Here is a 3912-nt window from a genome sequence, read left to right on the forward strand (position 1 = left end):
GTGGTGGTGGCCCTGTGCGCGGGAGGCTTCCTGCTGCTCCCGGCCGGACGGCATCTGTTCGAGGACACCCGGGACAAGCTCGGCAAGCCCAAGCCGGTGACCCCGTCCCGCGTCACGGCCACCGCCCAGCTGCCCGGCCACCCGGCGGCCGACACCACGGACGGGCTCAGCAACCGCTACTGGGCAGTGCCCGGACCCGGTGCCTCCGTGACGTACACCTTCGGCAAGCCGTTCCGGTTCGTCGACCTGATCATCACCAACGGCGCCTCGAAAACCGCCGAGGAGTACGCGCGGGAGGCACGCGCCCTGCGGATGGACATGGAGGTGACGGCACAGGACGGGCGCGTGCACCGGAAGCCGATCGCTCTGAGCGACAAGCCCGGCCCCCAGACGGTCCCCGTCGGCATCAGTGACGTCACGGCCGTCCGGCTGACGCTCAGCGCCCCCGCCGGACCGGCCCGGGGCCGCCACATCGCGCTCGCGGAGGTGGAGTTCTTCCAGCGCGGGTGAGAAGGGACCGCCGGACGGCCGGCGCGGTTCCTGAGCAAGGACAGGAGTGCGGCGCCCCTGCCCGTCGTCCCGGAGCGGGACGACGGGCCCGGCGCACCCGCGGCCGGCCGCTCACGCCGGTCCACCGGCCGGGTTCGTGGCGGAGGCCCCCTGGAAGGCGCGGCCGACGCCCACGAACGACTCGGTCGCGCTGACGCCCTCCGCGATCGCCTCGACCGCGAACACACCCGTGGTCGTCGGCGGGTACCCGATGAGTTCGATCGCCCGGCTCACCGACAGCGGATTCCCCACCTTCGCACCGTCCCAGAGGTACACCGCGCCCCAGTAGCCCTTCTCGGCGTCCGCGAACCAGGTCTTCATCCGCATCCCCTTGAGCGTGGAGAACGCGTCCACCGCGTAGTCACGGAGGTACTCGCGAAGGCTTTCGACCGTCGCGTCCGAGTCCTTCAGGTTCCACAGGACGATGCTGACGTACATGCTCATACCTCCCAGGACGGTGAAGCCCAGCGCCGCAGCCGGTACGGCGCCCACCAGACGCCGCCGCCGATCCGGACGGCCAGGTGATGCTTCTCGAACACCGACATCACCGCGGCCGACACGGAGTCCGCCCCGTGGCCGGCCAGTAGCGACTCGACCGCGGAGACATAGGCGCCGTCCGGGACCGTGAGCCGGCGCAGACCTGCGTGGCGCCGGTCCCGGATCTGCAGGAATCCGGGGCCCCGGCGGAAGAAGCACCTGCCCACGTGGTACCTCGCCCGCCACAGGGCCAGTGCCTCGGCGCCGCGCGGCCCCTCCAGGACCGACGGGGGGAAGAGGTGGCTGAACACCCACCACTCGGGACCGTCCGGCGCCGTCATCTTCGCCCGCCAGTTCACTTCCACGCCGTAGCTGGTGAGTTCGCGGATGAAGGAGAGCGCGGGGATGACGTGCTCCGTCCCCGCTCGGCCACCGAGGTCGACGAGGGGCTCGACCGACACGAACCGTGCGCCGGTCCGGTGGATCCGGTGTGCCTCGTCCGCGACGTCTCCGCCGAGCACGCGGTCACCGAGGTGCATGCCCGGCATCGCGCGTACCGTCGCGTCGCCGTGGCGCCACATGCTGAACCGGACGTCGGACCCGTCACCGGGAACCGTCACGGCATCGTTCGTCGTCGGCATGGCAGCCTCGCCCCTCACACTGCTACGGATTCCGAGGAGGGCCGGCCGGCCTCCGGCAGCGCCGCCAGTCCCTGGCCCACCCGGATCTGCATGAACCTCTGGTTGCGGTCCTTCGTGACGACGTGGATCAGACGGCCGTCGTCCGTGAAGAGCAGGCCCAGCTCCATCCACCGGTCGATCACGGAGCTGACGTCGGACTGCCCGAACCGCTTCGAGCACTCGCGCTCGAGGTGTTCGAGCGTCCTCGGCTGGTCGAGCAGGCGGAAGAGCGTGAGTTCGACGTCGGTGGTGAGCTGGACGACGTCCCAGTCGAAGCCCGGCCGGGTGTTGGTGAGCGTGATGCCCTCTTCGGTCCCGAAGTACGACAGCTGGCTGCGCCAGTGCGCGTCGCGCCACTCGTCGATGCCGGCTCGCAGTTTCCAGGCCGTGTCGTTCCCGATCCCTCGGTGCGTCGCCTTGAAGATGTACGCGAGGTCGAACAGTTCCTTCTCGGGGAGGTCATAGGTGAGCCCGTACTGCGGGGCCGCCCACCGCTCGTGGAAGCCGAGCGAGGGGTTCTCGAAGTACGGGGCGAAGCGCTGGACCGCGAGCCGGTCGTCGCTGCCGGCCGGCTCCAGGTGGTGCAGCCTGGGGAACTGCTCGATGATCTTCGTGTAGTCCTCCACGGTCTCCCCGGGGAAACCGTAGAGGTAGGCCCACGCCACGGTCAGTCCCAGCGACTCGGCGTCCCGGAGCACGCGCACGTTCAGGCAGCCGGAGACACCCTTGTCCATGAGCTTCAGCACCTTGCTGCTCAGGCTCTCGATTCCGGGCTGGACGCAGACCACGCCTCCCTTCGCGATGGTCTCCAGCTGCTCGTACCGCATGTTCGCCTTCATCTCGTACATCAGCCGCAGGTCGAGGTCCGCCTCGGCGAGCCGGGGAAGAAGCGAGTCCAGATAGGACATGTCCAGGATGTTGTCCACGATCATCACGTCGAGGATCCGGTGCCGCTTCGTGAGCGTCACGAGGTCGTCGAAGAACTGCTCCGGCCGCTTGCTGCGGAACATCATGCTGGCGCCGTTCAGGCCGCAGAAGGTGCAGTGGTGCTTCTCGCCCCACCAGCAGCCGCGGGAACTCTCGACGACCAGCCTGGGCTCCAGCCAGAACCGGGCGTGCGACTTCGTGAACTGCTCGACGTACTCGTCGTAGTGGGGCAGCACCATCGCGGCGGGCGGCAGCGGCTTGGTGCTCACGGCGTTGTGCACCGAGGATCCGCTCCCGTCCCGCCAGCACAGCCCCGGCACGGTCTCGAAGGCCGCCTCGTCGGCGGTCAGCGAGTGCAGCAGCCCCGGCCAGGCCAGCTCCCCCTCGCCGCGGACCACGTAGTCGACGAAGTCGAAGTTGCGGTGCAGCGCCTCGCCCATCGGCCCCTCGCAGTTGGCGCCGCCGAACACGGTCACCGTCCGGGGCGAGAGTTCCTTGAGCCGCCGGGCGACCGCCATGGATGCGGTCAGGGTCTGGAAGGTGGTCGTGAAGCCGACGACATCGGGTTCACCGGCGGCGATCCGGCGGGCGAGTTCGTTGGTGAACTCCTCCACATGCTCGTGCAGCCAGAGCGTCGTCCGGGTCCGGCTCTCCGCGGTCGTGCCCTCCTTCCGGCCGGGCGGGCGGGCGGCGGGGCCCGGGTGCGGCACGGTGGACGGCCCGGCCGCGGCGTCATGGAGTGCTGCGCGGGAGGCAGGCGGAAGTTCGGGCCGGAAGGAAGCCACAGAGGGCTCGTACGAGTGATCATGACCCCAGGAGCGCAGGTGTACAGGGGTGCGCGCAATAACGTCGGCGCATGAACGACGATGCTTTCCCGGCCGTCGCGGCCGACGCGGCCGAACGACTGGCCGCGCACTGGCAGGCCCTGTCCGCCGCCGGACTGCCCGTGGTCCCGCCCGGGGCGCCGGGTACGACGCTGAAGCTGCTCCCGGCCGTCGCACCCGAACAGGGCGAGGACCTCAGCGAAATCCTCGACGACACCTGGCGCACGATCGTGCCGCAACTGGTCCACTGGCAGCACCCTGGTTTCCTCGGCTACTACCCGACCAACAATTCGCCCGCCTCCGTCCTGGCAGAGCTGGTCACCGCCGGGCTGGGCGTGCAGGGCATGATGTGGTCGACATCGCCCGCCGCGACGGAGCTGGAGCAACGGGTCTGCGACTGGCTCGGTCAGGCCCTCGGCCTGCCGCCGCGTTTCACCCATGCGTCGGGGCCGGGA

At 70.0% G+C, this 3912-nt stretch carries 5 protein-coding genes; 2 read left to right on the top strand and 3 right to left on the bottom strand.

The genetic code is table 11. The features are described 5' to 3' along the window. The coding region (locus tag VN520_RS26570) for an NADase-type glycan-binding domain-containing protein (protein WP_325749476.1) at positions 1-510 on the top strand (510 nt) is incomplete at its 5' end. A 111-nt stretch (positions 511-621) separates the two neighbouring features. Here the strand turns inward: VN520_RS26570 and VN520_RS26575 are convergent. The 3 genes from VN520_RS26575 to VN520_RS26585 are packed head-to-tail and all read right to left on the bottom strand — an operon-like array spanning position 622 to position 3418. After that, positions 622-987 carry a hypothetical protein gene (locus VN520_RS26575; RefSeq protein WP_325749477.1) on the bottom strand — a complete coding sequence of 122 codons (366 nt, stop codon included), beginning with the start codon at positions 985-987 and terminating at the stop codon, positions 622-624. A gap of 2 nt (positions 988-989) precedes the next feature. Continuing rightward, positions 990-1667 (bottom strand): DUF5825 family protein, encoded by a 678-nt coding sequence (locus VN520_RS26580; protein ID WP_325749478.1) that lies wholly within the window; start codon positions 1665-1667, stop codon positions 990-992. Between the two features lie 14 nt (positions 1668-1681). Then, positions 1682-3418 carry a RiPP maturation radical SAM C-methyltransferase gene (locus tag VN520_RS26585; RefSeq protein WP_325749479.1) on the bottom strand — a complete coding sequence of 579 codons (1737 nt, stop codon included), beginning with the start codon at positions 3416-3418 and terminating at the stop codon, positions 1682-1684. A 71-nt stretch (positions 3419-3489) separates the two neighbouring features. On the opposite strand from VN520_RS26585, the gene VN520_RS26590 reads away from it, so the two are divergent. Further along, positions 3490-3912: pyridoxal-dependent decarboxylase (locus VN520_RS26590; RefSeq protein WP_325749480.1), on the top strand; the 423-nt coding region annotated here is incomplete at its 3' end.

The sequence above is a fragment of the Streptomyces sp. genome (assembly GCF_035563135.1).
In the GTDB taxonomy this organism is placed as follows: Bacteria; Actinomycetota; Actinomycetes; order Streptomycetales; family Streptomycetaceae; genus Streptomyces.

Excerpts from the sequence above, each read along its gene's own strand:
- VN520_RS26575 (WP_325749477.1), bottom strand. The coding sequence starts at position 987 with ATGTACGTCAGCATCGTCCTGTGGAACCTGAAGGACTCGGACGCGACG.
- VN520_RS26580 (WP_325749478.1), bottom strand. The coding sequence starts at position 1,667 with ATGCCGACGACGAACGATGCCGTGACGGTTCCCGGTGACGGGTCCGAC.